We start from the raw sequence: 25,811 nt of genomic DNA, 5'->3' as shown, positions 1-25,811 counted from the left end.
CATGCCGCCCACAGACGCGGGATGGAGCAGTCTGGTAGCTCGTCGGGCTCATAACCCGAAGGTCGTCGGTTCAAATCCGGCTCCCGCAACCAAATACGGAAAGGCCACTCAATCGAGTGGCCTTTTTCGTTTGTATCGCCGTATGAGGCCTGAGTGGATACGCTCAGCTCGTTGTGCCAAGCCAGCCAACCTGGCTAACCACCTGAAAATAAAACGCTTTATCGCCGCGGAAGGTTGACACGGGTTCGTCAGCCTGTAGAATGCCGCCCACAGACGCGGGATGGAGCAGTCTGGTAGCTCGTCGGGCTCATAACCCGAAGGTCGTCGGTTCAAATCCGGCTCCCGCAACCAAATAGAAAGGCCACTCATTGAGTGGCCTTTTTTTTGCTGTTCGCTTTTTCTCAGAAAGAACTTGTCTCGCATATAAAACCGCCCCTTCTTTTAATTTTTCGGAATAAATGAAGAAGCTTTCAGCGCGCATCTATTTACTGCGCAAATGGTCGTAGATCAAACGGATTAGTTCCGAAGATTGAGCCAACCTAAGTCGCCCCGACGCTAGCCCGCCTATTTAAGTAAGAACTCCCTTTGCTATCAATGGATTGAGATAAAGCACCTCATTTGTGCGCTTATTTTTTTGTTTCAGACCTTGACTACCGTCAGGCTCCGAATGTTAACTACATCACATAAATCAGCCGCAGCTCACTTCGATCGGCAAACCAGTTTAGGAAGCCGGTACTGCTTTGATGCACATGGGTGGCGTTTCCCCCAGCTACTGCTGATGCGCCGCCTGCGCCAAAAAAAACTCTAATTGCTTATCTCGAATCCTAGCCGAGTGCGGTAGCTCTGCCTGAAGCCTACTGCGGAGCCAGCCACTCTGCTTCAACAACAACGCAGACAGATCAACAGGCGCCTAAGCGGCTGGTGGCGGTAGGTTCGCCAGGACGAATTACGTTAGCGGAAAGCCTATGCAGCGCTAATTGGGCTCATAGTTTTTTAAACGGTAATGCCACCCGCACCATCCAATACCGTTGTCGAGCAGATTTGACTGCGCTAATTACCTGACTAAAACGCTTACTCGACTGTATTATCCAACTGGAGTGCATCGTGAATACACCTTTTCGCAACTTGGAAGCGTCAGCCCTTCAGCTAATTACCAACGAAATAAAAAATAAAGGAAGTTCCTGCATTACCAACTTCCTATCAAACGAACAACTGGCATTGCTTCAAGAAAGCGTCCGGATCGAGGCCGAAAAACATAAAGGAAGTTATTTCGCGCATCATGGTGGCGGCGAAATAGAAAGTTGTCTATTGGGCGCGCTAGGCGCTTCGCCAGAGTTTCGGAATATGTTGGCAAGTGTCTATCAGGCGGGCGCAGGGCAAGCCGCTTATAGCGATGAAATACTTAAAGTCCTGCGCTGTGTGCAGGGGACCTCAGGCCGGCGCGAGTCCAATTGCTTTCACTACGACGCCAGTCTGGTCACCGCACTACTGCCCATCGAAATTCCTCAAGAGGGGGTCGATCGGGGTGATCTCATTCTATTCCCCAATGGTCGCCGCATACGCTCCAATGTCCTTATTAACGTTGTGGAGAAAGCGTTATTGCAGAACGCACTGAGTCGAAAACTGATCAGCGCGGCCATCCGCCACAAGCTTTTGCGACCCGAAAAGCTTCAACTTGTCCCGGGCAACCTCTATCTGTTCTGGGGCTACCGCACACTGCATGCGAACGAACCCTGCGATCCCTCCCACCGCCGCGCAACAGCCATTTTCCACTATGGCGATCCGCACGCCGGTAGCTTCGCGACCCGCATGATCCTCAAGCTGAACCAGCGTCGGGCACGACGCGCAACAGCCCTGGGTACGCAACCTACTGCGTGATCTCACAGACGCACTTTTTTGCGTCTGCTATCCGACGTGACGACCGATAAGGACATCGAGATGATCAATGTCACCAAATCGTATCTGGGCAATAAAACCAAATTCTTGGGCTACGTCGACAGCATCTACGCATCCGGTTGGTTAACCAATCATGGTCCGCTGGTAACTGAGCTGGAGGAGCGGCTGCGCGATTACCTAGGCGTCAGAAATATCATCCTGACCAACAACGGGACCTTGGCGCTGCAGATCGCTTATCGGGCACTGAACCTCAGCGGCAGCGCCATTACCACTCCGTTCAGCTTCGTCGCCACCACCAGCTCGCTGCAGTGGGAGGGCGTCCGGCCGATATTCGCCGACATCGACAAGGCCACCTGGAATCTGGATCCCCAGCAGATCGAAGCGAGGATAGAGGCCGACACCCAAGCGATCGTGGCCACCCATGTCTTCGGCAATGCGTGCGACGTCGAGACTATCGCGCAGGTTGCGCAGCGGCATCGCCTGAAGGTGATCTACGACGGCGCCCACGCGTTCAGCGTCCGCTACAAGGACCAGTCGGTATTCAACTGGGGCGACATCAGCACGCTCAGCTTTCACGCAACCAAGCTGTTCCACACCATCGAGGGCGGCGCCATCGTCACCGATGATGACGCCTTGGCGGAAAGGATTCGCTTGCTCTGCAACTTCGGCATCGTCGACACCGACATCATCGACGGCATTGGCATCAACGCCAAACTCAACGAATTTGCCGCCGCAATGGGCCTGTGCATCCTCGACGACATGGCGTTGATTCTGGAGCAGCGCGAGGAAATCGCCAGCCGCTACGAACAACAGCTCGGTGATCACTTCGACTTGCAGCGCCAGCAGCCGTACTCACAGCGCAACCACAGCTACTTCCCGATAGCCCTGACGGATGAAAACCAACTGCTTCAGTGCCGGGCGGCGCTTAAGAACAAGGGTATCAACCCGAGGCGCTACTTCTACCCCTCTTTGGACACGCTCAGCTACGTGCAGCCGCAGATCCCACAAACCGAGTCTCGCGCCCTGAGTCGCCGGGTGCTGTGCCTGCCGATCTACCCGGGCCTGCCACGGCACGTTCAGAACACGGTTATCGAGACGCTATTGAGTCCGTCATCCCAGGGCAGCCACCTGGCCACCGAACGCATCTGGCCTCAGGTCGCTGCCAGTCTGTTGCTGGAAGACCGTTTAAGCCCGCCAGCCCCGGCGTACAAGCGCATTTACTGACTCAATCAGAACGGCTGACGACATGTCCGATCGAAATCTATCGATGCTTCGCAACACCGGCCTTAGTTACGCAGGCCAAGCGTACGCCATGCTCATCGGCATTCTTATCCTGCCTTTCTATCTCGGGCACCTGGGCGCCGAGGCCTATGGCCTGATCGGCTTTTTCGCAGTACTGCAGGCCTGGCTGCAGCTGCTGGACGCCGGCCTGTCCCCTTCGTTGGTTCGTCAAATAGCGCATTTTCGCGGTCGTAACGGCTCCGCGGCGCAACGCTACGAACCGGGACAACTGCTGCGTTCGTTCGAACTCATCTTCCTGCCGTTGGCTCTGCTCACCGCGCTCAGCATCCATTTCGCCAGTGGTTGGATCGCTCACCAATGGTTGCAGGCAGAGGAGCTGAGCAGCGCCACGATCGTCCATTGCATCAGCCTGATGGGCTTGATGATCGGCCTCAAGCTCTACGCCACGCTCTACAAGAGTGGTCTGCAAGGCCTTGAGCTACATGCATGGCTGAACAGCGCAAATGTCATCGTCGCCACGCTGCGCTATTTCGGTGGGCTGTTTCTGGTGGCCAATATCAGCCAGAACCCTCAGGACTTCTTTGTCTTCCAGGCCGCTGTCGGACTGCTCGAAACGCTTATCTTCGCCGTCAAGGCGTACAGTTTGATGCCCAATCCGAAGCTGCTGACCGGCTTCAACTGGGCAGTGGTCAAGCCGGTTCTGCCCTTCGCCGCTGGCATTTCGCTGACCTCGGTGCTGTGGATCGTCCTGACGCAGCTGGACAAGGTGCTGCTGTCCAACGTGCTGCCGCTTAAAGAGTACGGCTATTTCTCGCTGGTCGCGCTGATTGCGACCGGCATCATGACGCTGACCAATCCATTGGTGCAGACGCTGCTGCCGCGGATGACGATGCTCGTCGCTGAAGACCGGATCGCCGATATGCAGTCGCTCTACCTGAACGCGACCCGGTTCGTCTGCAGCCTATTGTTCCCGTTGGCGGGAGTGATCGCGTTTCACGCCGCCGATCTGGTTTTTGCCTGGACCGGTGACGCAGAGGCAGCGAAATGGAGCCGCCAGATACTGCCTTGGTACGTGGTCGGCAGCGCGATCATGGCCGTCACCGCCTTTCAGTTCTATCTGCAGTACGCCTACGGCCAGCTGCGCCTTCATGTGTGGTTCAGCGTGGTCAGTGCAGTGCTGAGCATTCCCGTGGTCATTTACGCAACCCTTGAGCATGGCGTGTACGGCGCAGCGCTGGCCTGGTTCGGGCTACGCATGCTGACCTTTCTGATCTGGCCGTCGATGGTGCACAAGCGCTTCGGTGCCGGCCTGCATCGACCCTGGCTACAAGATCTGTTGCGTATCACGGCCATGACCGGCCTGGGTCTGCTGATCGGCGAACCGGTGTTTGCCGCCATCTCCAGCGAAAACCGATTCGACATTCTTCTAGGGCTGGCCGTCAGCGGACTTATCTGCCTGACGCTGGTGGCCTTCACCTCCAGGCCGGTAGTGATGCGGCTTTACGTAATGATGACCAAGTCGAGCGTTTGAAATGGATACCCAATCGAAAACCGAACAGGACGTCATGGCAGCGTGGGGCGATCAACGATCTCCCCTGCTGAGCATCATCTGCCTGACCTACAACCATGCAGCGTTCATAAAGGAAACGCTGGAAGGATTCATCCGGCAGGAAACCGATTTCCCATTCGAGGTGATCGTCCATGACGACGCCTCGACCGACAGCACCACAGCAATCATCTGTGAATACGCCGCGCGCTATCCGAACCTGATCAAGCCGATCTATCAGCGGGAGAACCAGTACAGCCTAGGGGTGCCGTTCAGCACGCGCCTGTTCGCTCAGGCCAGCGGCAGGTACATCGCTTATTGCGAAGGGGATGACTACTGGACGGATCCACGCAAGCTGCAGATCCAGGTGGCCTTCCTCGAAAAACATCGCGACTACGTGATGACCTATCACGATGCATTCATGTTCAACAGCGAGGGCGTGGTCCGTACCCCTCATCTGACCGGCAAATATCGGAAGGACGCGAGCGCTCTACAGCTGAAACAGGCGCGCCCGATTTCAACCCTGACCGTCTGTTTCCGCAATCTGGTGCATGAGCTGCCGCCGGAGCTGCACGGTGTCGAGGTTCTGGACATCTGTTGGTGGTCATTGCTTGGTGCTCATGGCAAGGGCAAGTTCATCGAAGAGATCAAACCTGCGGCCTACCGGGTGCACGAAGGCGGCATCTTCTCGATGCGCAGCAGCAAGCAACGCATTCAGATGACCACGCACGCCTATTACAACCTTGCGCGTTACTACCAGCGCATCGGCGACCCGTCGCTTTACGAGTACTTCATGATTCAGGTGTTCGCTCAGGTACTCGCTTCGATCTCCCCGCTCAGCAAGCTTCAGGCGCTGGGCCAGGTCTTTCAGAACATCAGCATCAATCTTTTACGCAGGCTGACCCCAGGTGTCTGACGAACACCTGGCCGTCACGCCCGCTGCTGCACCGATGGCGCAACACTCAAGGAAGGAACCCGCAATGACTGCAATGGCCCGCTCTTCGCTGGACTACGACGGCGATAACCGGATCGATCTGGCGCGCATACTGCGCGTGGCGTTCGATCACAAGCGTCTTATTTTCACCATCACGACCCTCTTCGCGCTGCTCGGCGTCGCCTATGCCATCGTCGCCACGCCCATCTACGAAGCCACCGCGATGATCCAGATCGAGCCGAAGAAGGCGGGTATCACCGGCATTCCAGAAGCCGTGCCCCGGCCGAACTCGGTATCCCAGGCGATCACCGAAATAGAACTGATCAAATCCCGTGCTGTGCTGGGCAGCACGGTCAATGATCTGAAGTTGTACATCACCGCACGGCCCAAGTACGTCCCGCTGCTTGGCAGCTACCTGGCGCGCCAACACGACCCCGTAAAAGACGGCGAGCTGGCTGCGCCGTTACTGGGAATGGACAGCTACGCTTGGGGCGGAGAAAAGCTGGACATCTTCCAGCTGGACGTGCCGGAAGCCTACCTGGGCGAAAAAATGCTGCTGCGTGCAGGCACTGCCGGCTCATACCGGCTGTACGACGCTGATGAAAAGTTGCTGCTGACCGGCAAGATCAACGAAGCCGTGCAGCACGACGGTTTTCGGGTACAGGTCGCCGAACTCAAGGCTCGCCCCGGCACCGAGTTCATCGTCGTGCGCAGCCGCCCGCAGACCACCGCGCTGGACTACCAGAAGCGACTGAAAGTGGGGGAAGCCGGCAAGGACTCCGGAATTATCTACCTCACCCTCGAGGACCCAGATTCGGAGAAAGCCAATCGCGTGCTCGATAAGATCAGTCGCCTGTACGTGCTGCAGAACATCGAACGCAGTTCCGCCGAAGCAGCCCAGCGCCTGGAATTCCTGCGGACACAGGTGCCGTTGGTGCGCAAGGAACTGGAAAAGGCTGAAGCCGCCCTCAATGACTATCAGACCAGCGCCCAGTCGGTGGATATCAGCATCGAGACCAAGGGCGTGCTCGATCAGATTGTCGCGCTCGAATCCCAGATCTCGGAGCACAACCTCAAGCGCACTGAATACAACCAGCTCTACACGCCGGAACACCCGACCTACCAGACGCTGATGAAGAAGATCGGCCAGTTGCAGGCGCAGAAAGCCGCGCTGATGGGGAAAATCGACACCCTGCCGATGACGCAGCAGGAACTCCTGCGTCTGAACCGCGACATGCAGGTCACCACGCGCACCTACACGCTGCTGTTGGACAAGGCACAAGAGCAGGACATCCTGCGTGCGGGCACCATCGGCAACGTACGAATCATCGACAGTGCCTACGCGGTGGTGGAAAAACCGGCCAAGCCCATCAAACCCCTGGTGGTACTGGTTGCGATCTTCGTCGGGCTGCTGGTGTCGGCGATGGTGATCTTGCTACGACAGGTGTTCTATCGCGGTATTGAAAGCCCCGAAACCATCGAACATCTGGGCACACCCGTGTATGCGGCGCTGCCCTTCTCGCCGAAACAGGAGCACCTGTACCGGTTGCGGAAAATCCGCGATGGCCGAAGCAAGCTGCTGGGTCGCGCCGATCCGGCCGACCTGGCGATCGAATCTCTCCGTAGCCTGCGCACCAGCCTCAAATTCGCCATGCTCGAGGCACGCAATCAGGTGCTGGTCATCACCAGCCCTACGCCCTCGGTGGGCAAATCCTTCGTCGCCAGCAATCTGGCATCAGTCATTGCTCAGGCTGGTCAGCGCGTGCTGCTGATTGATGCCGACATGCGGCGCGGCTACCTGGCCGGCATGTTCGGCCTGGCGCCGCGCAACGGTTTGTCCGACGCCCTGGCCAGCGGTTTGCAACTCGCCGCCGTAGTCAACAAGACCGATCAGGCCAACCTGCATTTCATCGCTAGCGGGCATTCCGCGCCCAACCCCTCAGAACTCTTGATGCACGAGAACTTCGCGCGGTTGCTGAAAGAAGCCGAGCGTGAATACGACTTCGTGATCGTCGATACACCACCGGTGTTGGCGGTAACGGATGCCGTCCTGGTTGCACAACAGGCCGGCACCTGCCTGTTGGTGGCCCGTTATGGGCTGAGCACTGCCGCCCAGGTCGAAGCCTCCAAACGACGCTTGGCGCAGAACGGCGTACTGCTCAAGGGGGCCATCCTCAATGGCGTCAAACGCAGGGCCTCGAGCTCCGCCTACGAGACCGGTGCCTACGGTTACTACAGCTATTCTCAAAAAGCCTGACACACGCGAGGGATAAGCCCGTGCTCAGAACCGTCTCGATGATGCAGCCCTATCTGTTCCCCTACCTTGGCTATTTCCAGCTGATCGCGCGCAGCGATGTCTTTGTGCTGGGCGACGACCTTCAGTACGTCAAGGGCTCCTGGATTAACCGCAACCGAGTGCTGGCGAACGGGCAGCCAAAACTGATCACGTTCCCGTTGCGCAAAGCCAGCCAGTTCTCCCCGATCAACCAGCGCTGGCTATCCGACGAGTTCGAGCAGGAAGCTCAGAAACTGTTGAAAACACTGGAGCTGGGCTACTCACGCGCGCCACACAAGGCCGAGGTGATAACGCTGGTGCGCCAGATTCTGGCTCATCCGGAGCGCAACCTAGCGCGCTTCATCGAAAACTCCATTCGGCGGATCTGTGCCTATCTGCAGATCGCAACGCCTATCCGCATCGGCTCGGAGTTGGGCTTGCCGGCACGCATGGACAAGCAGGAACGCGTCGTCACCATCGCCCACAAGATGAACGCCGAGCTATACATCAACCCCATTGGCGGCACGGCGCTCTACTGTCCTGCCTACTTCAGATCGAACGGGCTGGTGCTGCGTTTTTTGCGCATGGATGACCTGAGCTATCCGCAGTTCAACCATCCCTTCGTGCCCTCGCTGTCGATCATCGACGTATTGATGTTCAACAGCCGAAGCGAAGCGCAGGCACTGCTCAAACGCTTCTCCCTGGTCGAAGGAATAGAGCAGTCGGCCACGTTGCAAGGCGCGTGACGTCGACAGAACGGACATTGAAATTTTCACTACGGAAGGCAGTTCATATGACCTCGCTCAGCATCGCTCGCTGGTACCTGATCCAGACCAAACCCCGCCAGGAAAGCCGCGCCGAAGACAATCTTCGACGTCAGGACTTCGAGTGCTACCGGCCAGTAAAGCCAAACGCCGCAGGGAACGGAAAGGCGGACGAAGCGCTCTTTCCAGGCTACCTATTCATCCGTCTCGATCGGAAGCTGGATAACTGGTATCCGATCCGCTCCACTCGCGGCGTCGCCCGAGTGGTGGCCTTCGGTAGCGAGCCGACGCCGGTCAGAGACGAGCTGATCGAGCAGTTGCGCCAACGCCTGGCGGCCCCGTCCCAGAAGCCGCAGTTCGAACCCGGCGAAAAGGTGCAGCTTCACGGCGGCAGCTTCAACGAGCTTGAGGCGATCTTTGTCAGCGCTGACGGCGAGAAGCGTTCGGTGATCTTGCTGAACCTGTTGCAGCGTGAACAAAAGGTCCGTGTGCCCACGCGCTACCTCTGCAGCACCGCCGCCCATCCTGGCCTAGCGCTGGCCTGTCGAGCGGATTGACGGCTCATCGAGGGGCACACCATGAAAGTTCTAGTTCTACACAGTTTGTATGCGCCCCATATCGGCGGTGGCGCCGAAATCGTTGTCCGCCAGATAGCCGAAGGACTCCAACGTCGCGGCTGCGACACCGTCGTCCTGGCGACCGGACCAGAGGTCGGGCTGCACGAAGAAGAGCTCGACGGCGTGCGGATCTACCGAGCCGGGCTGGATAACTTCTATTGGCATTTCACCCAGTCGCGTCCCAGCCGACTGTTGCGGCTCGGTTGGCACTATCGAGACAGTTACAACCGAAGCATGCGGCGGCATGTGCGCCAGGTCATCGAGCATGAACGGCCCGACGTTGTGGTGTGTAACAACCTCACCGGGTGGTCGATATCGGCCTGGGATGAGATCAGCGCGGCCGGGCTGCCAATCGTTCAGGTGCTGCACGACCTTTATCTGCTATGCCCAAAGGACACCATGTTCGACAAGGGCCGCAGCTGCGAGCGCCAGTGCGGCATGTGTTCGGCCTTTCGGCGGCCGCATGCGGCCGCCTCGGCTCAAGTTGCAGCCGTGATCGGCGTGAGCCGCTTCGTCCTGGACAGAATCACCGCCGAGGGCTACTTCAGCCGGGCCAGCCAGCATGTCGTGCACAACAGCGTCGACTCCAGCCACAGCCATTCGGCCAACCCACGCCCACGTCACAGCGGCCTGCTGCGCTTCGGTTACATCGGCACGCTGTCTGAAAACAAGGGGGTGGGCTGGCTGATCGAGCAGTTCCAGGCGCTGTCCATCAACGCCACGTTGGAAATCGCCGGTCGCGGCAAGCTGGATTACGAAGCGAAGCTCAACGAGCTGGCCGACCCTTCCAAAGTTAGGTTCGTCGGCTATCAGCCTTCAGAACGCTTCATGCAAGGGATCGATGTACTGGTCGTACCGTCAATCTGGGCTGAGCCTTTCGGCCTCGTCGCCGTAGAGGGCTGCGCACAACATCTGCCCATCATCGCAACGAATATGGGCGGTCTGCCGGAGATCATTCAGGACAACCTGAACGGACTGCTGTGCACACCAGCAGATCCCGACTCCCTTGGCAGAGCAATGCTGAAACTCTACCTCGATAGCGGTCTGCGTCATCGATTGTCCAGCCAAGCGCGCGATAGCGTCGCCGCCTTCTTAGATACGGAACGAATGCTCGATCAGTACCAGTCGATCCTGCATTCCACGCTGCACGGCCGGAGCGCCCAAGATGAACCCGAGTTTGCTGACCATTTCGCACCGCAGGTCGAGACCGCTGGCGATTGACAAACCCACCGTGCTCACGCTGATCGCGTCCTCGCTGCTGATCAGCGAAACCTTTGCCGGCGCACTTCGCTACTACCTGGATGTTGCTGGCGTGTCCGCCCTGCTCTACTTGCCAAAGCTGGCCTGCATCGCTGCGGTTGCACTGGAATTACCCAGGGCACAAAACAAACCCGGCGTGTGGCTGGTGCTGTTTGCTGTGCTGGTCTCGAGCCTGTTCGCGCTGCTGCACGGCGCCACACTCGGCAATGTCGGCTTCAGTTTGTTCATTTACATTCCGCTGCTGTTCGGCTTGTTCTGCGGCGGCTACCTGGAACAGAGAATCCGCCTGCTCAGCTGGGTAATTGGCCTGTGCCTAGTCGCGTCCCTGCTCGGCATTGCGCTGGACATGTTCACCAGCGTGCCGTGGAAGGGCTATAGCTACATGATGGGCGACGTCGAGTTGACCGCTAACAAATCATGGGCCTTTGGCAGTACCGACCGTCTCGCCGGGTTCGCCAGGATGTCGACCAACTTGGCCGTGATGATCGCCTTGTACAGCCTGTTCCTGGCGGCGTTCCTGCAGTCGCGGCTGTTACGGATGGCGCTGTACCCGGTGGCCTTCGGCGCAATCTTTCTGACGACCAATAAGTCCACCGCGGCGGCTTACCTGCTGACCCTGATGATGTTGTTTCTGGCCGGCTATCGCCTGCCCAGCGCCACGGCATTTTTCATAGCCGTGCTGACCGGAATGGCATTGCCGATCGCCAGCCTGCTATTGAACATTCCACAGAGCGAGGCCTATAGCGCCAGCCTGCTGGCGTCCTTCAACGACCGATTGATTCACAGCTGGCCGAATTTCATCGACGTCGTGACCAATGAAGGTTGGGGCTGGTGGGGAGCGGGTTTCGGTGCAGTAGGCAGCAGCGCGGCAGCCTTTCCATTGGCCTGGCTGGAGTTGCTGAGCATCGCCGACAACACAGCGCTGTACCTATGGGGAATGCTCGGCGTATTCGGTGTACTGCTGTATCTGCTGCTGTTTCCGTTGCTGCTGCGCCTGCATGACCGTGGCCCGCGCATTCGCGACGCGCTGCTAGGGATCGTTTTCTGCACCATCCTGATTGGCTGGGCAACCGACGTACTGGAAGTCACCACGGCCACCCTATTCCTCGGCATGGCCATCGCACATGCCCTGACGCCGCGTGAGCGTCACCACCCGATTGCTGCGGTTTCAACGCGCTGCGGCCTTGAACTCGACAAGCGAAAAACCAGGGACGACCGGTCATGAAATGTCGCCATCCATTGCACCGTTTGGCACTTGCCGCCGCTGTGACCGTCCTTGCCATGCAGGCACCGGCACAGCCAGCTGAGGACCCGTTCATCCTAGGGGTCTGCTCGCATGACCTGCACCTGGGCGACAGCACCAGCAAGGGCGTGCAGCTGCTGAAACAAGCTGGCATCGAGTCCGTGCGCACCGATGCCCACTGGGCCTTCCTTGAGCGCAGGCGCGATCAGCTCAAGGTGGAACCGCACTGGCCTAAATATCTTGCCGGCAACGAAGCGCAGGGGATCGACAGCCTGTTCATTCTTGGCTACGGCAATCGCTTTCACGGCGACGGCGAGAAGCCACGCAGCGAACCGGTACGCACCGCATTCAACCGCTACGTGGCGTTCACCGCCGAGCAGTTTCGCGGCCGCATCAAGCACTACGAGATCTGGAACGAATGGGACGTCGAGGACCCGGTCGATCCGCAGTTCACCGCGGACTACGCCCGGCTGATCACCGATGCCGCGGGCATCATCCGCCAGCATGACCCGGACGCCAAGGTACTGGCCGGTGCAGTAACGACGAAGGGCATCGAATCCGGTTTCGCGCTGCGCCTGATCGAAGCCGGAATCATGCAATCGGTCGATGGCCTCTCGTTGCACCCCTACGTCCATTGCAGGCGTCGAGGGGAGAACACACCGGAAGCCTGGATCGAATGGCTCGCCGGCGTCGACATGGAACTGTCCCGTGCCGCCAATCAGCCGGTGCCACTTTACCTGACGGAAATGGCCTGGCCTGCGCATCAGGGTGCCTGCGGCATCGACGAAACCCTACAGGCAGCCTATCTGGCACGGAGCTTTTTCCTCGCCAGGACATTAGCCAACGTGCGCGGATACTGGTGGTACGACTTGCGCAACGACGGCACCGACAAGCGCGAACGGGAACACAACTTCGGCCTGCTCAGGCAGGACTATTCGCCAAAACCTGCGTACCGGGTGCTCGAAGCGATCAGTCCGATCATCAAGGATTACCAGTTCCTGGGGCGCGTCGAGGAATCCAGAAACAGCGTTCTGCTGCGCTTCGGCAACGACAACGAACAGCTTCTGGTGGCCTGGAGTACTACAGACCAGCCCCGCCCCGTCACCATCACCTCGGCAGGCAAGTCAGCCAGCAACCTGAAACTGCTGGATACCGCTCAGCCCGACAAGGGATGGACCACCGCTATCGCCTGGCAATGTCCGAGCAACGCGGACCACTGCGCCGCCCGCATCGAACTCAGCGCGTTTCCGAAAATCCTCAGCCTCGGGCCTGATTCGGTCGGATCCGAGCCCCTTGCAACCCATCTCGACTCGTTGAACAGAAGGAACTCAAGATGATCGTGATCAATGCTCGATTCCTCACTCAGGACATGCGGGGCGTACAGCGGTTCGCTGAACAGATTTCCCTGCAGTTGAAGGACCTGCGCGACGACTTGGTCTTCGTCGCACCCGAAGACATACGCCTGCACGAAAGCGCGGAGCAATTGCAAGTCCGGCGTATTGGTCGACACCGAGGGCATGCATGGGAGCAGCTGGACCTCCCACTGTGGCTGGCACGCAACGGCTACCCCCCCCTGGTCTCGCTGTGCAACACCGCCCCTCTGTTCTATGGCAACCAGATCGCAACGCACCACGACATCACCTACATCAGGCACCCGGAAAGCTATTCCAGGACATTCAGAGCCATGTACCGAAACCTGACCCCTTTGCTGCTTGGCCGAACCAAGGCGTTGATCACCGTCAGCGATTTTTCCAAAAAGGAAATAGCCGGCCATTACGGTTATCCAGCAAGCAACATATGTGTCGTGCCGAACGCCGTGGATGGGCGTTTCCAACCATTTTGCGCAGAGCAATGCCCACGCGAGGCGGCGCCTTACCTGCTGGCGGTGTCGTCACCCAGTGCACACAAGAATTTCGCCAGGATGGTGGCGGCATTTCTGAGCATGGACGGACAGAATGAAGTCGAGCTACGCATCATTGGCGACTCGAACCGGATCTTCTCGGGCAGCCTTCACGATGTGCCCGGCAGTCGACGCATTCGCATGCTGGGCAGACTTACCGATGAGGAACTGGTCGAGGCCTATCAGGGTGCGACTGCCTTCGTGTTTCCTTCGCTCTATGAAGGGTTCGGCATCCCGCCGCTCGAAGCCCAGGCCTGCGGTTGCCCGGTCATCGCTGCGCGTGCCGCATCCATTCCGGAGGTTCTGGGCGACAGCGCACTGTACTTTGACCCCCGGAACGTCGAGGACATCGCACAGAGCATGCAGCGAGTCCTCAACGACGCCGCCTTACGTCAGGACCTGCGGCGACGAGGCAAGGCTAACGTCGCGCGGTATTGCTGGAACACCTCGGCTCGTCAGGTTTCCAGGCTCATCGACCAAGCGTTCACTGGAGCACGCAATGCCAATGTTGCGGGCATCAATTCGTTGCCATTCAGCCAGCCAAAGCATTAGCCCGAGGCCCAGGTCCGCGACCTGACTGTCCCGACACACCACCCAGCCGGCGAGTACAGCATTAACGCCATCGGCTGCGACTGCGACTGCGATTTCCGTCACGGCAACTGAGGTGACGGCCGCCACCCCCCAACCTACAAAAAGGCCATCGCAATGAAAATCGCCATAATTCATGACTGGCTAGTGACCTACGCCGGTGCTGAGAGGGTACTTTCCGGATTGCTGGACGTCTGGCCGGAAGCCGACCTGTATTCCGTGATCGACTTTCTCTCTGACGAGGACCGCGCCAACCTCGGCGGCAAGCGCGCCACCACGACCTTCATTCAGCAACTGCCGAAGGCGAAGACGCACTACCAGAAGTATTTGCCGCTGATGCCACTGGCCATCGAGCAGCTGGACATGTCGGGTTATGACCTGGTGATTTCCAGCAGTCACGCCGTCGCCAAAGGCGTGTTGACCGGCCCCAACCAACTGCATATCAGCTATGTGCACTCGCCGATTCGCTATGCCTGGGATCTGCAACATCAATACCTGCACGAAGCGAGCCTGGACCATGGTTTCAAGGCCAAGCTGGCACGCATGCTGCTGCACTACATGCGCATGTGGGATCAGCGCACCGCCAGCGGTGTGGATGACTTCGTCGCCAACTCGCACTTCATTGGCCGGCGAATCAACAAGAGCTACCGACGCGAATCCACGGTGATCTACCCGCCGGTCGACACGCGCCAGTTCACGCTCCACGCGGAAAAGGAGGATTACTACCTGACCGCCTCGCGGATGGTGCCCTATAAGCGCATTCCGATGATCGTCGAGGCGTTTTCGCGGATGCCGGACAAGAAGCTGGTCGTGATCGGTAGCGGACCTGAGATGGAAAAGGCCAGGGAGCTCGCCACGTCGAACGTAACGCTGATGGGGTATCAAAGCTTCGCGGTGCTGCTGCACCACATGCAGCGCGCCCGCGCCTTCGTCTTTGCAGCGGAGGAAGACTTCGGCATAGCACCCATCGAAGCCCAGGCATGCGGCACGCCCGTTATCGCCTATGGCAGAGGCGGTGTACTGGAAACCGTACGGGGAATCGACCACCCCGAGCCGACGGGCGTGTTCTATACCGAACAGACGCCGGAGTCACTGATAGCCGCTGTGGGGCAATTCGAGGCGCAAGCGCATCAGATCCTGCCTGAGACATGCCGCACAAGCGCAGAGCGATTTTCAACCGAACGATTCAGGCAGGAGATTAAGGCGTTCGTTGATACTAGGGTTCGAGAGGTTTCGTTGCTTCAAGGGCAGGACGCGCTGTTGCATCGACCAACGGTAACCCCTCTGAGCGTGGCTCAGGTTTACCCAACGGCTGTACCGATGAAGCACGCCTGACCGAGCCCTCATTTCCCATTGCGAGGCTTCAAGGATGAACACAACCACCGCAACACAACGCATTCAAACCCTTTCGGCATTAAGCCTCGCGCTGCTGATCAGCGGGACTACAAACGCCAGCCACAAAGCCGGCTCAGCATACGATGAGCAGCACCTGCACGAGTATGAGAGTGCTGCGCAGGGCACGTCCGGCTGTGCGGCTGGAAAAAACATCTACGACCTCGGGTCACGCCAGAGCGTTAGCCCATGCATCGGGGTCAACCACGCCGAAACACCATCTCCTGCCCCGATTCGCTTGGCGAAGCCGCTTTCCGGTAGCCAGTACATCCGCTCAGGCGAAAGCATTCGTTACTCGTTTTAACCCGCGACCTATTTGGAGACGCCATGGACAGTGCAGACCAAACCAAGCAAACGCTGGTGTATGCAGACGGGTATTCCTATACGGAAATTTTCCAGGCTCCGGCAATCGCCGGGATGCCCGGTAATAGCCCATTGATCACTATCTTCCACGCGTTCTTTACCGCAGAGGACGAGAGCCCTTGTTCCGCCGATCGATCGGCCAATGGAACGTATTCAGCCAGCAACGCATCCGGCAAGATCGGTTGATTCAGTTGTAGACCGCGCTCAACGAGTTCCCGCTATCGCTCCCACCGCATTGCCGCAAGGGCCTTGCCAGATGAGCCACGCTATCAAGGTAGCGGGCACCCTCAGGTTTCACGCCGAGACAACCATGACTTCGAAAACCACTGTGGTTACCGTGACCTACGGCGACCGGCTGCCCTATCTCCAGCAATTGATCGAACGGGCCCTGAGCTTTACCGCCATCAGCGATGTGGTGGTGGTAAGCAACGCGGCGCTGGCACCCCTCGATCAGTTGGCGGAGCGCTGGCCGGACCAGGTCCGCCTGATCGAGCTGACAGAAAACACCGGTTCGGCCAATGGCTACGCGGTGGGCATCCAGGCCGCCTTGGCTGCGGATGCCGATTACATTTGGATGATGGACGACGACAACGCACCCACGGCTGCCGCGGTGTCGATTCTGCACCACGAGCTTGCGCGCCTCACTGGCCTGCTCGGCAAGGATCGGGTCGCGGTGCTGGGCTATCGGGCAACGCAACAAGCCGACGTTGCGCAAGGCGTGCCCGCGCGGTACATCCGCCAGCCGCGCTCCAGTTACTTCGGTTTTCATATCGCCCAGCTGCCTTACAAACTCTGGCGTCGACTGCCCTGGGGCAAGCGGCCCAGTAGGCCACCCACGAGCATCAGCCTGCCATTCGCCCCCTACGGCGGCCTGCTCGCGCATCGCAGCCTGTATGAACGGATAGGTCTGCCGCTCAAGGAACTGGTCCTCTACGTTGACGATACCGAGTACACCCGGCGTATTACCGCCAGCGGTGGACGACTGTATCTCTTTACCGAAGCCGTGATCGAGGAGCTGGAGCAGTCCTGGAACATCAAGGAGCGCACCACCAACATCTACGAAACCTTCCTGCTCGGTGAATCCGATTTCCGCGCCTACTACACCGCGCGCAATCAAGCATGGTTCGACAAAAACGTCTGGGCCGCTTCGCCCCGGCTCCATTGGCTCAACCGAGCGGTCTTTCTCACCCTGTTGCGCCTCTTTGCGCGCTTGCGTAACAGCCGGGAGCGCCTGGCGCTTCTCGAGCAGGCCATCCACGACGGCGAAAATGGTGCGTTAGGCATGAGCAAAGTCTTCCCACTGCGTTGACGTGGCCGCCTCAGGCGTTTCGGCGGACACGATTAGGAGACGTGGATGGATATCGCATCAATGCAACGCGACGAAAACAACTTTGACTTTCTACGCTTCTTCGCTGCGTCCGCAGTGGTGATTGGCCATTGTTATTGGCTATCGGGACTGGGTGCTGTCGAACCGGTGCGGCTGTTCACAGGTTCCATGGATACGGCCGACATAGCGGTGAATCTGTTCTTCGTCATGAGCGGTTTTCTGATTGCCGCATCTTGGATTCACAGCCGCAGCAGCCTGGACTTCGCCGGCAAACGAGCGCTACGAATATTTCCGGCGCTGGCGGTATCGACGCTGTTCACGGCTTTCATTGTCGGCCCGCTGGCCACCGGACTGTCGCTGAGCGAGTACCTGCTCAATAGCCAGACCGTCCGCTATCTTACGAATGTGGCGCTGTTCACCCAGTTCCACCTGCCTGGCGTGTTCACCGAAAACCCGTTCCCCGAGACGGTCAATGGATCAGTCTGGACGCTGCCTTATGAAGTGCTGATGTACACGATGTTGTTGCTGCTGGGGCTGCTCAAACTGTTCGGACGAATCGCCGTACTGGCACTGCCAATCGCGCTTATGTTCATCCATTTCCACTTGGCGCCTAACCTTGGACTGGAGAGCGACATGCTGCGCAAGGTGACTCGCCTGGGCATGTTTTTCTTTCTCGGATCAGCGCTCTATCTGTATCGCAAGATCTTGCCCTGGAACTGGAAGATCGCGGTCGTGCTGCTTACGCTTTCGCTGATCGGCGCGAGGACTGAGTGGTGGTTCCTCGTTCATGTGCTGACATTGCCCTACCTGACCATTTACCTGGCCCACCTGAGAATTCCGCGACTGTCACGCTTCGGCCGATACGGTGACTTTTCGTACGGCATCTACATTTTCAGTTTCCCAGTGCAGCAGCTGTTGATGCATTGGCTGGACCCGCACCTCTCGTTACCGGCGTTCATGGCGATCAGCCTGGCAGCGAGCATCGCCATCGCTGCGTTGTCCTGGCATCTGATCGAGTCGCCAGCGTTGCGCCTCAAGCGCTTCCTGCCAAGCAATCGCCCAGGTATCAGCGGTGCGGGCCTAACCCCGGCGCCCTGAGCGCCGCAGCCGGCCGGCCATTAGGGAGTCGGCTCTGAACGCTTGCCGCCAGTCTCGATGAGATGGCGAATGGTAGTCACCAGCTTCTCAAGCCCGGTGCCCTTGGGCAGAAAATGATCGACCAGATCGTCGACCGGCAACTGCTGAGGTAATGCAGCACTCATCATCAGAATCGGCACGTCGTCGAACGCCGGGTTCTTGCGTATCGTGCAAATCATTTCGTAGCCATTGAGCTCGGGCATCATGTAATCGGTGATGATCAGCGCCGGCTTTTCCTGCTCAAGCTTGACCAAGCCCTGCGCGCCGTTTGCCGCTTCGACGACTCGGTAGCCCTCGTCCTCGAGAATCATCACCATCAGCTTGCTGAGGCCGAGCTCATCCTCGACCAGCAACACGAGCGGGTCGAGCTTTTGCGGCTGCTCGTCACGCATCCCGCCCTCCCGTTACGGTCTGACGGTGGGGCTGCCCCGTCACGACCCCCTCGGTACGCTCCATCCTCCCTCCGAGCTTGAACCCTCCCTCGCCCAGATAGAACTCATATACATAGGGATCGAAGCCGCTTTCACGCATCTTTAAGATGGCCAGCGTACGGTAGAGCCTCGACTCGAGTTCCGCGTACCGCAGCAGGATGATGTTCTCCGCTATCGCCGACACCGCCGCGAACTGTAGCCCGTGCTCGCCACCGACGATCTCGGCCAGCTCGGCGGTAAATACGGTAGTCACGCCCTCGCAACGCAGGATAGCGGTAAGAGTGCTGACAAAACGGCCCAGCCGCTGTTCGTTCACCGCCGCCTGCTTGAACGCGTCGATGCCGTCGATGAACAGCCGTTTGACGCCCCGGCGGCGGACTTCCTCGATAATTTCTTCGGCGAGCTGATCCTGTAAGAGCTCCGTCGGGGAGTGATGGACCACCTCCACCACGCCGCTGTCGATCATCGTGCCTAGCTCGAGCCCGAGGGCTTTCGCACGACGTCGGAGTCTGTGCGCGTCCTCGTAGAAGCCGAAAATGAGCCCGGGCTCGGCTTCACTGCTATCGCAGATGAAGCTCAATCCCAAGGTGGTCTTGCCCACCCCTGTCGGGCCTACCAGCAGGGTCGTCGAGGAAAAAGGAATGCCGCCCTGAATGATGTCGTCGAGCCCAGCGACGCCCGTGCTCAGACGTTCGTCGCGCATGTTGGCAGACTCCAACTCACCCGTGACTGCCTCGAGCCGTGGAAACACGCGAAAACCGTCGCTGGTGATCGAACTCATGTGCCGACCGGAGATGAAGTCACTGCCGCGGAACTTGCGCACCTGCAAATAGCGGTAGGTACGGAATTGGTCCTCGTCGCTCCCCAGGTGCAACCAACCATCGACCATGGTGAACTCAGGGCTACCGGAGTCGCGCTTACTATTGGTTAGCAACAGAATGGTGCACCCGACCACGTCAGCGTAGATCGACAAGTCGTTGATGAACTCACGGAACGCTCGCTCCGAGGCGGCGTTTTCTTCCAGCGCGAACAGGCCGTCAATCACGATCAGCGAAGCCTGCTGGCGCTTGCCGTTGCGCGTGAGGTAGCGAAGGATGCCCTCCAACCCGTCGGTACGCAGAATATCGAAAGCACTTTCATAGACCACCGAAGTGCCGGCGAATTGGTTGTCCATGAATCGCATATTCTGCAAATGACGAAGCAGACGGTGATGGGTTTCAGCCAACAAGGTCACGTACAGAGAGCGCTCGCCACGAGCCGCCCAGCTGTAACAGATCTGATTGGCAAGAATGGTCTTTCCTTCGCCCGGTCCACCCTGAACGATATAGACCGCCCGGGGTAGCAGCCCTCCTTTGAGAACAGCGTCCAACCCTGGTACGCCGGTCGGAACATGAGTCGGCGCGGTTGGCGAGTAGGTAGAGTTGTCGGTCACAGCAGCTTTCCGTTTCGATCAGTGAGCGCATGGTAGCAAAGGGGATCCGGACCTAATGACTCGCCGGTGCACATTGGTCACCTGCCGCGCCCGGTTGTTCATGTTTTGTCCACGGCAACGAGGGGACGCAGTCAATAATCTGCTTTGCCTGCTTGATGACCGTGTTAGGGTCTCGCGAGTTACCCCCTGAGCCAGGGGCAGTCAGCCCTATTGTCGACTGATTGCCGTCATTGCTGCAGGCAAACACAATCTCTACATCGCGCCGTTACCGAGACTGATTACAACTGGAATTATGCAGACCGCTCGCCTACCTCGCTTGGACTTGCGCCGACTGATCATCCTGTTGGCAATGCTGAGTGGCTTGATCACGCTCGGTATCGGCTTCTACGCCAGCTATAAGGTCCAGCGTGACTCGCTGATCGGCAGCACGCTGGCTGCCAACCGCGCATATGCGGCAAAACTGGCAGACGGGACAGAATTGTTCTTTCACTCTGCCCAGCAGCAATTGGCCGTCAGCGCTGAGAATATTGCTGCCCAGTTTTCTGACAACGATGTACTGAACGAGGAAGCCAGACGGCTGCGGCGACAGACAGACAGCTTCAATGCCATCGTCATTACCAGCGCACAGGGCGAAGTGCTGGCGACCGCTCCGAATACCGGCCTATTGGTTGGGCAAAAGCTGAACTCACCGGGTGCTCTCCGAGCCTTGGCTAAGCGCGAGCCGCTGATCAGCAGCCCGTACACTTCGGCACTAGGTACGTTGGTAATCCTTATTTCGCATCCTATCGTCGCCAGTGACGGTACCTACCTCGGCTATATAGGCGGGGTGATTTCTCTGCGCGAGCGCAACATCCTCCATAGCATGTTGGGCGAGCACTTCTATCAGGACGGCTCCTACCTTTATGCCGTCGACCAGTCACGAAGGCTCCTCTATCACCCGCAGCCGAAACGCCTAGGTACAGTAGTGGCCGAGAACGAAGTCATCGACAGGGTGCTGCAAGGGGAGTCCGGCAGCCTTCGAGTGATCAACAGTCAAGGCGTGGATATGCTGGCTGGCTATGCGGCCTCCCCGGCAGCAGGCTGGGGCATCGTGGCCCAGCGACCAACCGCCGACACACTGCAGCCGCTCGATGATCTGATGCTCAAAGTCATCCGTCAGACGGCACCGCTCGCTCTGCTGACGCTGCTTTGCATCTGGGGACTGGCGACGTTGATAACGCGACCGCTTTCTCAGCTGGCCCAGCGCGCAAGCGAAATGGATGCCCCCAACAGCGCTGAGCGCATTCAGCGTATCCGCTCCTGGTATTTCGAAGCGGCGCAACTCAAGCGCGCCATGCAATTGGGCATCAACCTGCTGCATCAGCGCATCGGCAAGCTCAACCTGGACGCTCAAACCGATCCGCTGACCGGGCTGCACAACCGTCGCGGCCTCACACTGGCCCTCGAGATGCTCGCCAGCGAGGGCCGGTCTTTTGCGGTCATAGCGCTGGATATCGACCATTTCAAGCGCATCAACGACACTCACGGCCATGACGTGGGCGATACCGTCATCCGCCAGATGGCTGGACTGATGACGACCTGCTCACGGGACGCTGACATTCTCTGTCGCAGCGGCGGCGAAGAGTTCTTGATGCTGCTGCCCAACACCACCCTCGATTCGGCGTTGCTGGTAGCCGAGCGTCTGCGCACCAGCGTCGAGCTGGAGCAAATCCCCGTGGTCGGCAACATCACCGTTTCGCTGGGAATCGCAGTCTGGCCCATGCACGCCAGCAACATCGAACGCGTCCTGAAGCTGGCCGATGCCGCGCTGTACCGCGCCAAGCAAAACGGCCGAAATCGCTCGGAAATCGCTGAGCCCGATCAGTATTCACCGGAAGATTCCAAACCGGACGCCTGATCCTCGGCTCGCTCCTGATGGCATTCAGGCCTCGGCCGGGCGACGGCAGACATGGCTAAAAAATACTCAGCTTTGTATACTCGCGCGCCTTTTTCAGCTGCGGTTTTCGAGGTTCAAAGTCGATGAGCAAAACGCCAACAGTCGGGTTCGTCAGCCTGGGTTGCCCCAAGGCAACGGTCGACTCTGAACGCATCCTCACCCAGCTGCGCATGGAGGGTTACCAGATTGTGGCGTCCTACGAGGACGCCGACGTGGTGGTGGTCAACACCTGCGGCTTCATTGACAGCGCCAAGGCCGAGTCCCTGGATGCCATCGGTGAAGCCATCGCCGAGAACGGCAAGGTGATCGTCACTGGCTGCATGGGCGTTGCTGAAGACAATATCCGTAGCGTGCACCCCAGCGTTCTGGCCGTAACCGGCCCACAGCAGTACGAGCAGGTGGTCAACGCCGTACACCAAGTGGTGCCGCCAAACATTGATCACGATCCCTTCGTCGATCTGGTGCCGCCGCAGGGCATCAAGCTGACCCCGCGTCACTATGCCTATCTGAAGATTTCTGAAGGCTGCAACCACACCTGCAGCTTCTGCATCATCCCCTCCATGCGCGGCAAGCTGGTCAGCCGTCCGGTGGGCGACGTGCTCAGCGAGGCCGAGCGCCTGGTCAAAGCCGGCGTGAAGGAGATCCTGGTGATCTCCCAGGACACCAGCGCCTATGGTGTCGACGTCAAGTACAAGACCGACTTCTGGAATGGCCAGCCGGTCAAGACGCGCATGCTCGAGCTGTGTCAGGCCCTGTCGAGCATGGGCGTATGGGTGCGACTGCACTACGTGTATCCCTACCCGAACGTCGATGACGTGATCCCGCTGATGGCTGCGGGCAAGATCCTGCCGTACCTGGACATCCCCTTCCAGCACGCCAGCCCGAAGGTGCTCAAGGCCATGAAGCGCCCGGCCTTCGAAGACAAGACCCTGGCCCGGATCAAGAAGTGGCGGGAAATCTGCCCGGAGCTGACCATCCGCTCCACCTTCATCGTCGGCTTTCCCGGCGAGACCGAAGAGGACTTCCAGTACCTGCTCGACTGGCTGACCGAAGCCCAGCTCGACCGTGTTGGCTGCTTCCAGTACTCGCCGGTCGAGGGTGCACCTGCTGAAGCCATGGACCTTGAAGCCGTACCGGACGACATCAAGCAGGACCGCTGGGACCGCTTCATGGCCCACCAACAGGCCATCAGCGCGGCGCGCCTGGAACGCAAGATTGGCCAGGAACTGGATGTGCTCATCGACGAAGTGGACGAAGACGGCGCCATCGGTCGCTCGTGGGCCGATGCTCCCGAGATTGACGGCATGGTCTACGTCGACAGCGCGCGCCCGCTCCAGCCTGGCGAAAAGGTCCGCGTCCGGGTGACCAACGCCGACGAATACGACCTATGGGCCGAAGTGATCTGATCATTACCGCCCGAAACGTGAAGCCCCGTACCCGCGGGGCTTTTTTGTGTTCAGCAACTCGCCACCGTCCCGGCACTTCTAGATGGCCCTAACGACACGTTCAACATGGCAGCTCGTTACGGAATGCCAGCTCGCCCGAGCCGGGCGGATGGCGAAAGGCTTGCATCGAGATGGAGCATTGTCCGTTCGGTCAGGTTCTTTCTGGGGCAGGACCATACGCGGAGAGCAGACGATGCCGGAATCGCCGCCGACCGATAATCGCAACTGATTGAAAAATAACAACTAAGCAGACATACGGTGATCCCATAGCATTTGGCTCAAGACTTGCTATGTCAGATTCATCTGACCGTTCGGCCAAGAAAAAGCACACATAACGCAACAGGAGCGCTACATGAAATCCATACTGACCACTGCCGCACTCGCAAGCAGCATGATGCTCGCTGGCCAGGCAATCGCCGCACCGATGCTCTGGCAAAATAACAGCCTGACCTATCTGTACGGGAACGATTTCAAGGTCGACCCCGATACTCAGCACACCCTGACCTTCGAACATGCCAGTGGCTGGACCTATGGCGACGTGTTCCTGTTCGTCGACTACAAGTGGAATGAAAGCCAGGACGACAGCGAGGCCGCACGCACCTACTACGGCGAGTTCAGCCCGCGTCTGTCGCTCGGCAAGACCACCGGAATGGATTTCTCGTACGGCCCGATCAAGGATGTGCTGGTGGCCTTCACCTACGAGCGCGGCGAGAACGAAGTGCAGAACTACCTGCTCGGCCCCGCCGTTGATCTGGCAGTCCCGGGCTTCGACCGTCTGGCCATCAACACCTATTACCGCAAGCCTGATGGCATTCGCAACAAGGCCTCCGGCCAGTGGCAGATCACCCCGACTTGGGCCATCACCATTCCTGTCGGCAGCTCGGACATTCTCATCGATGGCTATATCGACTGGGTGGTCAATGACGCAGGCAATGAAGGCTCGGACGACTTCCAATCGAAGAACCTGCACATCAACCCGCAGGTTAAATACGACCTCGGCAAGGCCGTGTACCAGAAGGCCGGTCAGCTCTATGTCGGTATCGAATATGACTACTGGTCGAACAAGTACGGCATCAAAGATGGCGGCTTCGTCAGCGAAAACTTTGTCGGCCCGACAGACCAGAGCGCCTGGAACGCCATCGTGAAGGTGCATTTCTAATATGCACAGCCGCTCGTTCCACGGGCGGCATGCCGTCTTGAACGGTCTTGTTCACCAGCGGCGGCGCCCAAACGGTGCCGCCGTTGTGCTGTTTCAACCCCCGCTTCAGTTCGGCGTGGATGCACGACCCGTCCGAAGGTCTGTAGCCACCTTCTCCTTAGCCCGCGTAGGCTAGCATTCGATAGCGCATCGGGCCTGATGCCGCCGACACAGGGAAAGGACCTTATGACTACTTTCGACGCTTTGCTGCCGCAGACGCCCACCGACGGTAAACCCACCGGACGGATTCGTCAGAAGAACGAGGAGTTGATCCTCTCGGCCGCCGCTGAAGAGTTCGCTCGCCACGGCTACAAGGGCACCAGCATGAACGCGATTGCGCTTCGCGCCGGACTGCCAAAGGCCAACCTGCATTATTACTTCACCAACAAGCTCGGCCTCTACGTCGAAGTGATGCGCCATATCCTCGAGCTCTGGGATAACGCGTTCGACCATCTGACCGTGGAAGACGACCCAGCTGTTGCGCTGGCGGACTACATCCGCACCAAGATGGACTTCTCTCGCAAGCAGCCACAGGCCTCGAAAATCTTTGCCATGGAAGTCATCAGCGGTTGCGAGTGCCTGTCCGCACACTTCAACGAGGATTATCGCGAGTGGTTTCGCGGTCGCGCCGCCGTGCTGCAGGGCTGGGGCGATGCCGGCAAGATGGACCCGATCGACCCCATGCATTTGATCTTCCTGATCTGGAGCAGCACGCAGCACTACGCCGATTTCTCCGACCAGATACGCCGTATCACTGGCCAGCGCCGCATCACCAAGGACGATTTCGAACGTGGCACCGAGACGCTGATCAGGGTAATTCTCAAAGGCTGTGGCCTGACGCCGCCGCGCTGATCCCAGCGCCATTCCGCCGCCCACCCCGAGCCG

At 58.9% G+C, this 25,811-nt stretch carries 22 protein-coding genes and 2 tRNA genes; 22 read left to right on the top strand and 2 right to left on the bottom strand.

Features of this window, described 5'->3' with window-relative positions; all coding sequences use genetic code 11:
* Window positions 1-15 precede the first annotated feature (15 nt).
* The 18 genes from ACIGHL_RS05910 to ACIGHL_RS05825 all read left to right on the top strand — a co-directional run bounded on the left by ACIGHL_RS05910 (window position 16) and on the right by ACIGHL_RS05825 (window position 18,445).
* A tRNA-Met gene (locus ACIGHL_RS05910) sits at window positions 16-92 on the top strand.
* A 182-nt stretch (window positions 93-274) separates the two neighbouring features.
* A tRNA-Met gene (locus ACIGHL_RS05905) sits at window positions 275-351 on the top strand.
* 753 nt (window positions 352-1,104) lie between these two features.
* Window positions 1,105-1,878, top strand: coding sequence for a hypothetical protein (locus tag ACIGHL_RS05900; RefSeq protein WP_253910897.1), 774 nt, complete (start codon window positions 1,105-1,107; stop codon window positions 1,876-1,878).
* Between the two features lie 60 nt (window positions 1,879-1,938).
* Window positions 1,939-3,120, top strand: coding sequence for a DegT/DnrJ/EryC1/StrS family aminotransferase (locus ACIGHL_RS05895; RefSeq protein WP_128120555.1), 1,182 nt, complete (start codon window positions 1,939-1,941; stop codon window positions 3,118-3,120).
* A 22-nt stretch (window positions 3,121-3,142) separates the two neighbouring features.
* Entirely contained in the window at window positions 3,143-4,669 is a 1,527-nt protein-coding gene (locus ACIGHL_RS05890; RefSeq protein WP_128120554.1) for a lipopolysaccharide biosynthesis protein, read from the top strand.
* Between the two features lies 1 nt (window position 4,670).
* Window positions 4,671-5,600 (top strand): glycosyltransferase family 2 protein, encoded by a 930-nt coding sequence (locus ACIGHL_RS05885; protein WP_128120553.1) that lies wholly within the window; start codon window positions 4,671-4,673, stop codon window positions 5,598-5,600.
* 64 nt (window positions 5,601-5,664) lie between these two features.
* Window positions 5,665-7,875, top strand: a complete 2,211-nt coding sequence (locus tag ACIGHL_RS05880; protein WP_128120552.1) for a polysaccharide biosynthesis tyrosine autokinase — start codon at window positions 5,665-5,667, stop codon at window positions 7,873-7,875.
* A gap of 20 nt (window positions 7,876-7,895) precedes the next feature.
* Entirely contained in the window at window positions 7,896-8,639 is a 744-nt protein-coding gene (locus tag ACIGHL_RS05875) for a WbqC family protein (RefSeq protein WP_128120551.1), read from the top strand.
* A gap of 47 nt (window positions 8,640-8,686) precedes the next feature.
* A complete protein-coding gene (gene rfaH, locus ACIGHL_RS05870) occupies window positions 8,687-9,214 on the top strand; it encodes a transcription/translation regulatory transformer protein RfaH (protein ID WP_128120550.1) in 528 nt (175 codons plus the stop codon).
* 21 nt (window positions 9,215-9,235) lie between these two features.
* Window positions 9,236-10,495, top strand: coding sequence for a glycosyltransferase family 4 protein (locus tag ACIGHL_RS05865; protein WP_128120549.1), 1,260 nt, complete (start codon window positions 9,236-9,238; stop codon window positions 10,493-10,495).
* Window positions 10,440-11,759: a hypothetical protein gene (locus ACIGHL_RS05860; RefSeq protein WP_128120548.1), complete on the top strand. Its 1,320-nt coding sequence runs from the start codon at window positions 10,440-10,442 to the stop codon at window positions 11,757-11,759. The genes ACIGHL_RS05865 and ACIGHL_RS05860 overlap by 56 nt, the downstream gene beginning before the upstream one ends.
* Window positions 11,756-13,114, top strand: a complete 1,359-nt coding sequence (locus ACIGHL_RS05855) for a hypothetical protein (protein WP_241509154.1) — start codon at window positions 11,756-11,758, stop codon at window positions 13,112-13,114. The genes ACIGHL_RS05860 and ACIGHL_RS05855 overlap by 4 nt, the downstream gene beginning before the upstream one ends.
* Window positions 13,111-14,229 (top strand): glycosyltransferase family 4 protein, encoded by a 1,119-nt coding sequence (locus ACIGHL_RS05850; protein ID WP_128120547.1) that lies wholly within the window; start codon window positions 13,111-13,113, stop codon window positions 14,227-14,229. Before ACIGHL_RS05855 ends, ACIGHL_RS05850 begins: the two co-directional genes overlap by 4 nt.
* Before the next feature lie 153 nt (window positions 14,230-14,382).
* Entirely contained in the window at window positions 14,383-15,600 is a 1,218-nt protein-coding gene (locus ACIGHL_RS05845; RefSeq protein WP_128120546.1) for a glycosyltransferase family 4 protein, read from the top strand.
* 34 nt (window positions 15,601-15,634) lie between these two features.
* Window positions 15,635-15,961 carry a hypothetical protein gene (locus ACIGHL_RS05840; protein ID WP_128120545.1) on the top strand — a complete coding sequence of 109 codons (327 nt, stop codon included), beginning with the start codon at window positions 15,635-15,637 and terminating at the stop codon, window positions 15,959-15,961.
* A gap of 23 nt (window positions 15,962-15,984) precedes the next feature.
* Window positions 15,985-16,206, top strand: a complete 222-nt coding sequence (locus ACIGHL_RS05835) for a hypothetical protein (protein WP_128120544.1) — start codon at window positions 15,985-15,987, stop codon at window positions 16,204-16,206.
* Between the two features lie 124 nt (window positions 16,207-16,330).
* Window positions 16,331-17,329: a glycosyltransferase gene (locus tag ACIGHL_RS05830; RefSeq protein ID WP_128120543.1), complete on the top strand. Its 999-nt coding sequence runs from the start codon at window positions 16,331-16,333 to the stop codon at window positions 17,327-17,329.
* Between the two features lie 45 nt (window positions 17,330-17,374).
* Window positions 17,375-18,445: an acyltransferase family protein gene (locus tag ACIGHL_RS05825; RefSeq protein ID WP_128120542.1), complete on the top strand. Its 1,071-nt coding sequence runs from the start codon at window positions 17,375-17,377 to the stop codon at window positions 18,443-18,445.
* A 20-nt stretch (window positions 18,446-18,465) separates the two neighbouring features.
* On the opposite strand, the gene ACIGHL_RS05820 is transcribed toward ACIGHL_RS05825, so the two are convergent.
* A complete protein-coding gene (locus tag ACIGHL_RS05820; RefSeq protein WP_128120541.1) occupies window positions 18,466-18,876 on the bottom strand; it encodes a response regulator in 411 nt (136 codons plus the stop codon).
* Window positions 18,869-20,347 carry an ATPase domain-containing protein gene (locus ACIGHL_RS05815; RefSeq protein ID WP_128120540.1) on the bottom strand — a complete coding sequence of 493 codons (1,479 nt, stop codon included), beginning with the start codon at window positions 20,345-20,347 and terminating at the stop codon, window positions 18,869-18,871. Before ACIGHL_RS05815 ends, ACIGHL_RS05820 begins: the two co-directional genes overlap by 8 nt.
* A 292-nt stretch (window positions 20,348-20,639) precedes the next feature.
* Between ACIGHL_RS05815 and ACIGHL_RS05810 the strand changes: the two genes are divergently transcribed.
* From ACIGHL_RS05810 to ACIGHL_RS05795, 4 genes are all read left to right on the top strand, one after another.
* Window positions 20,640-22,244: a sensor domain-containing diguanylate cyclase gene (locus ACIGHL_RS05810; RefSeq protein ID WP_128120539.1), complete on the top strand. Its 1,605-nt coding sequence runs from the start codon at window positions 20,640-20,642 to the stop codon at window positions 22,242-22,244.
* A gap of 122 nt (window positions 22,245-22,366) precedes the next feature.
* Entirely contained in the window at window positions 22,367-23,689 is a 1,323-nt protein-coding gene (gene rimO, locus ACIGHL_RS05805; protein ID WP_128120538.1) for a 30S ribosomal protein S12 methylthiotransferase RimO, read from the top strand.
* 391 nt (window positions 23,690-24,080) lie between these two features.
* Window positions 24,081-24,887, top strand: a complete 807-nt coding sequence (locus ACIGHL_RS05800; protein ID WP_045428342.1) for an outer membrane protein OmpK — start codon at window positions 24,081-24,083, stop codon at window positions 24,885-24,887.
* 225 nt (window positions 24,888-25,112) lie between these two features.
* Window positions 25,113-25,778 carry a TetR/AcrR family transcriptional regulator gene (locus ACIGHL_RS05795; RefSeq protein ID WP_128120537.1) on the top strand — a complete coding sequence of 222 codons (666 nt, stop codon included), beginning with the start codon at window positions 25,113-25,115 and terminating at the stop codon, window positions 25,776-25,778.
* Window positions 25,779-25,811 lie beyond the last annotated feature (33 nt).

It is taken from the genome of Pseudomonas sp. NPDC077451 (assembly GCF_044543345.1).
In the GTDB taxonomy this organism is placed as follows: domain Bacteria; phylum Pseudomonadota; class Gammaproteobacteria; order Pseudomonadales; family Pseudomonadaceae; genus Stutzerimonas.
Note: the sequence above shows the minus strand (reverse complement) of the source record. Positions and strands in the feature narration are given on the sequence as shown.